This window comes from Photorhabdus namnaonensis (genome assembly GCF_001684335.1).
In the GTDB taxonomy this organism is placed as follows: Bacteria; Pseudomonadota; Gammaproteobacteria; order Enterobacterales; family Enterobacteriaceae; genus Photorhabdus; species Photorhabdus namnaonensis.
In genome coordinates, this window is sequence record NZ_LOIC01000083.1 from 164766 (window position 1) to 170065 (window position 5300).

The window sequence follows — 5300 nt, forward strand, 5'->3', positions numbered from 1 at the left end:
AATAACAGGCAGTGCTGACAGAGAGATGTTACCAGTACCTGCGAACAGTGTCAGGAAATAGGTAACGATAGGTGCGAGTATCGTGATGTATTTTGGATTTTTACGCAGCAGTTTTTCCGTTTGCTGAACCAGATAGTCCAGACCACCGGCAACCTGCATTGCAGAGATAGCGGCGATAACCGCCATAATGATAGAAATAACATCAAATGGGATATGCCCTGGTTTAACGCCAATTACAGCCAGCACGAGAACGCCAAGACCACCGGCGAATCCAATGCCAATTCCCCCTAATCTTGCACCCAGGAAGATGGCCAGCAGAACAATAATCAATTCTACGGCTAACATAATAGTGACTCCTTGAAATAATTAAAAATTTGAAAATTTTAGGTTAATACTTTGTGCATGTAGGGAAGTAAAAAGGCACGCTATCCAGTTGGAGTCGCGTGCCTTATTGCTAAGAGCTATTTTTTATTATATTCAACAACTTAATCGTCAAAACGTTTTGCCTTATAAGATGGGCATTTTAAGTTCTCTACAGAGAAAATGTCATCCAATTGAGATTCGGTCAGTAAGCCTCGTTCCAGCACGACTTCACGAACACTCTTACCCGTTTCGGCACAAATCTTACCAACGATATCACCATTGTGGTGACCGATGAATGGGTTCAGATAGGTGACAATACCGATCGAGTTGAATACGAAGTTTTCGCAAACTTCCTTGTTAGCCGTGATGCCATTAACGCATTTTTCTACCAGGTTGCAGCAAGCGTTGCTTAGCAGGGAGATAGATTCAAACATAGCTTGACCAATAGCAGGTTCCATTACATTGAGCTGTAACTGGCCTGCTTCGGATGCCATAGTAACACAAATATCGTTACCAATAACTTTGAAGCAAACCTGATTCACAACTTCTGGAATAACCGGGTTCACTTTTGCCGGCATAATAGAAGAGCCTGCCTGTAATTCTGGTAGGTTGATTTCATTCAGGCCAGCACGAGGGCCTGAAGAGAGCAAACGCAGGTCATTGCAGATTTTAGACAGTTTGACAGCCAGGCGCTTCAGAGCACCGTGGACCATAACATAAGCCCCACAGTCAGAGGTTGCTTCAATCAGATCTTCGGCTGGTATGCAAGGTAGACCTGAAACTTCAGCCAATTTTTCAACCGCCAATTTCTGATAACCTGGCGCTGTATTCAAGCGGGTGCCGATAGCAGTAGCGCCAAGGTTAACTTCCAGCAGTAATTCAGAGGTTCGGTTTAGGTTTTTAACTTCTTCTTTCAGTAGGATAGAGAATGCGTTGAATTCCTGCCCCAGTGTCATAGGAACAGCATCCTGTAACTGGGTACGACCCATTTTTAGGATGTCGCTGAATTCTCTGGCTTTTTTATCGAAGCCCTTAATTAACAGTTCAATAGACTCGATCAGTTTCAGGATGGAGTTATAAACTGCGATACGGAAACCGGTTGGATAGGCGTCGTTAGTTGATTGACTTTTATTCAAATGGTCATTGGGATTCAGGTACTCATATTCGCCTTTTTTATGGCCTAGCAGTTCCAGACCAATGTTTGCCAGAACCTCATTGGTATTCATGTTGAGTGAAGTACCGGCGCCGCCCTGAAACACATCGACCGGAAACTGATCCATGCATTTGCCGGTATGGAGCACTTCGTCACATGCTTTGATGATGATGTCTGCAATCTTTTTAGGAATAGTTTGCAGTTCTTTGTTAGCTAAGGCTGCGGCTTTTTTTACCATCACCATGCCACGGATAAATTCGGGTACATCATTAATGGTGTTGTTACTGATATGGAAGTTTTCAATCGCACGTAAGGTGTGAATACCATAATAGGCTTCAGCAGGGACTTCTCGTTTACCTAACAGGTCTTCTTCGATACGAATGTTGTTTGACATGAGAACCTTCTTATTAGATGACGTTTTTACTGTCTAATTATGCGTTCATTAAATCATTATGTTGCCAACAGCAATAGTTATGATATGAACTTTTTATCACCGGATTGCCGGCGTGATCATATGCTGGTTAGCAATAAATGCATTGAATCTGGATCACTTTATAGTGGTATTTGTTTAGTCTGATTTGATATATGTGATATTTATCACAATTGAGTGTCTGATTAGCAAAATTTTCAGAGGATTGAAAACGATAACTGTGACCCCAATTATATCTTTAATAAACTAAAAAATATTAATTTGGTTGTCCCTTGGATTTTGTTGATATGATTTATTCAGGATACAACCCGTTCATCCAAATCAATTGAAGGAGCACCAAGTGCGTTGGTTGCCATTTATCCTGATATTTTTGCTTGTCTACATCGAGTCAGCCTTATTTGTGCGTGTCGCCTCTGAACTAGGTGTGCTGTTAACTCTGTTACTGGTGTTGTTTACTTCTTGTGTCGGTATCTCTTTAGTACGTAGTCAGGGCATAAAGAATTTTCTCCAGATTCAGCAGAAGCTGGTTAATGGCGAGAGCCCGGCAGCAGAAATGATAAAAAGCGTTTCTCTTTTACTGGCGGGTTTCCTGTTAGTCCTTCCCGGCTTTTTTACGGATTTCCTTGGATTGCTGTTGTTACTGCCAGCGGTTCAAAAAACATTAGTGATGAAACTGATGCCACATATCAATTTCTATCGTCCTCATAATAGCGGTGGGTTTAGACGAGATAGTAATACTTTCGAGGGTGAATACGAGCGTAAGCAGGATGACCCCTCCCGTACATTGAAGGATAGTAAACCCGATGATGACGAGCATAAGCCTCATTGATAAGCGGTAATTTTCTGAATGTTTAGTTTAATCATCGTTTTTTTTCTGTGGGCAAGAAAAAAGTAAAATATTTTTTTGCCTGCCCTTGAAGTATCATAAATAAGTCCCCATTTAATTTATTATGATACTAGTTTAATGAAAACATACTGGTATCAATCCTCTTACCTGATATGGACTTTCTTATAGGAGAGCTATCAATGAATATTCGTCCATTGCATGATCGTGTAATCGTCAAGCGTAAAGAAGTTGAATCAAAATCTGCTGGCGGTATTGTGCTGACTGGCACTGCCGCGGGTAAATCCACTCGTGGCGAAGTTCTGGCTGTGGGCAATGGCCGCATCCTTGAAAACGGTGATGTAAAAGCACTGTGTGTGAAAGTTGGAGATATCGTTATTTTTAACGATGGTTACGGTGTTAAGTCAGAGAAGATCGACAACGAAGAAGTGTTGATCATGTCTGAAAGCGACATTCTGGCAATTGTTGAAGCGTAATTGTTGCGCTTAGATCTTCTTAACTGAACGAATTTAAAGGAAAGAAACAATGGCAGCTAAAGACGTAAAATTTGGTAGCGACGCTCGCGTTAAGATGCTACGTGGTGTGAATATTCTTGCTGATGCAGTAAAAGTAACCCTGGGTCCTAAAGGTCGTAACGTTGTGCTGGATAAATCTTTCGGCGCTCCTGCAATCACTAAAGACGGCGTTTCCGTAGCTCGTGAAATTGAACTAGAAGACAAGTTCGAAAACATGGGTGCTCAGATGGTGAAAGAAGTCGCCTCTAAAGCGAATGATGCTGCGGGCGACGGTACAACGACTGCAACTGTATTGGCTCAGTCTATTGTTACTGAAGGTCTGAAGGCCGTAGCCGCTGGTATGAACCCAATGGATCTGAAACGCGGTATTGACAAAGCCGTGGTTGCAGCCGTGGCAGAATTGAAAAAGCTGTCCGTACCTTGCTCAGATTCCACCTCTATTGCTCAGGTAGGCACTATCTCCGCGAATTCCGACGAAACTGTGGGTAAATTGATCGCAGAAGCGATGGATAAAGTCGGTAAAGAAGGTGTAATCACCGTTGAAGAAGGTACTGGCCTGGAAGACGAGCTGGATGTCGTTGAAGGTATGCAGTTCGACCGTGGTTACCTCTCTCCTTATTTCATCAACAAACCAGAAAACGGTTCTGTTGAATTAGAAAACCCATATATTCTTCTGGTAGATAAAAAAATCTCCAACATCCGTGAACTGTTGCCAGTTCTGGAAGGTGTAGCTAAAGCAAGCAAGCCTTTGCTGATTATTGCGGAAGATGTTGAAGGTGAAGCACTGGCTACTCTGGTTGTTAACACCATGCGTGGCATCGTTAAAGTTGCTGCGGTTAAAGCGCCTGGCTTCGGTGACCGCCGTAAAGCTATGCTGCAAGATATCGCTGTCTTGACTAACGGTAATGTTATTTCTGAAGAGATTGGTCTGGAGTTGGAAAAAGCAACTCTGGAAGATTTGGGTCAGGCGAAACGTATCGTTATCAACAAAGATACCACCACCATTATTGATGGCGTTGGTGAAGAAGTTGCAATTGCAGGCCGTGTTTCTCAGATCAATCAGCAGATCAAAGAGTCTACTTCTGATTATGACCGTGAAAAACTGCAAGAGCGTGTAGCTAAACTGGCTGGCGGTGTTGCGGTTATTAAAGTTGGTGCTGCGACAGAAGTTGAGATGAAAGAAAAACGCGCTCGCGTTGACGATGCTCTGCATGCAACTCGCGCAGCAGTAGAAGAAGGCGTGGTAGCTGGTGGTGGTGTTGCACTGGTTCGTGTTGCGGCTGCTATTGCTGGTCTGAAAGGTGATAACGAAGATCAAAACGTAGGTATCCGTGTTGCAATGCGCGCGATGGAAGCTCCTCTACGTCAGATCGTTGACAACTCAGGTGAAGAGCCATCTGTTATCGCCAACAGCGTGAAAGCAGGTGAAGGTAACTACGGTTATAACGCAACGACTGAACAGTATGGCGATATGATCGCAATGGGTATTCTGGATCCAACCAAAGTGACCCGTTCTGCACTACAATTTGCAGCATCTATCGCTGGTCTGATGATCACCACTGAATGTATGATCACTGATCTGCCTAAAGATGATAAAGCTGATTTAGGTGCAGCAGGCGGTATGGGTGGCATGGGCGGTATGGGCGGTATGATGTAATAGCCGCGTAGGTCGCTAGCCGAGCGGGTTACGTCCATTGTGGTCACCGATTAATATCGTGGTGAATATTTCCACCCCGCTAAAATAGCATTTAAAAAAATCCGATATTCGGGCTGAGGTTCAAGCTTGGATATCGGTCTCCGGGTCTGATTTCAGATAGGGATGAAAGCCTGTATTTCCGTAATATTTATGAAAAATGTACGTTGAAGTGATGTTGCTCCCAATGATGTTGCTCTTGCTATAACGTTCTCTTCTCCTTCTCCTTCTCCTTCTCCTTCTCCTTCTCCTTCTCCTTCTCCTTCTCCTTCTCCTTCTCCTTCTCCTTCTCCTTCTCCTTC

5 protein-coding genes are annotated in these 5300 nt (G+C 43.5%); 3 read left to right on the forward strand and 2 right to left on the reverse strand.

Translation table 11 applies throughout. The features are described 5' to 3' along the window. Together Phpb_RS27025 and aspA are read right to left on the reverse strand one after the other, a co-directional pair. Positions 1 to 345 (reverse strand): anaerobic C4-dicarboxylate transporter family protein (locus Phpb_RS27025; RefSeq protein WP_276204282.1); only part of this gene is annotated, 345 nt, incomplete at its 3' end. 140 nt (positions 346 to 485) lie between these two features. After that, complete coding sequence (gene aspA / locus Phpb_RS18605; RefSeq protein ID WP_065391656.1) at positions 486 to 1910, reverse strand: aspartate ammonia-lyase; 1425 nt, start codon at positions 1908 to 1910, stop codon at positions 486 to 488. 376 nt (positions 1911 to 2286) lie between these two features. Between aspA and Phpb_RS18610 the strand changes: the two genes are divergently transcribed. From Phpb_RS18610 to groL, 3 genes are all read left to right on the forward strand, one after another. Continuing rightward, positions 2287 to 2775, forward strand: a complete 489-nt coding sequence (locus tag Phpb_RS18610) for an FxsA family protein (RefSeq protein ID WP_065391657.1) — start codon at positions 2287 to 2289, stop codon at positions 2773 to 2775. Positions 2776 to 2972: 197 nt separating this feature from the next. After that, on the forward strand, positions 2973 to 3266 hold the full coding sequence (locus Phpb_RS18615) for a co-chaperone GroES (RefSeq protein WP_036809429.1): 294 nt from the start codon (positions 2973 to 2975) through the stop codon (positions 3264 to 3266). A 49-nt stretch (positions 3267 to 3315) separates the two neighbouring features. Then, positions 3316 to 4962, forward strand: coding sequence for a chaperonin GroEL (gene groL, locus Phpb_RS18620; protein WP_065391658.1), 1647 nt, complete (start codon positions 3316 to 3318; stop codon positions 4960 to 4962). The last annotated feature ends 338 nt before the right edge of the window (positions 4963 to 5300 follow it).

What these genes read in the sequence shown, in the direction of transcription:
- groL (WP_065391658.1), top strand. Translation starts at nt 3,316, where the DNA reads ATGGCAGCTAAAGACGTAAAATTTGGTAGCGACGCTCGCGTTAAGATG.
- Phpb_RS18615 (WP_036809429.1), top strand. Translation starts at nt 2,973, where the DNA reads ATGAATATTCGTCCATTGCATGATCGTGTAATCGTCAAGCGTAAAGAA.
- aspA (WP_065391656.1), bottom strand. Translation starts at nt 1,910, where the DNA reads ATGTCAAACAACATTCGTATCGAAGAAGACCTGTTAGGTAAACGAGAA.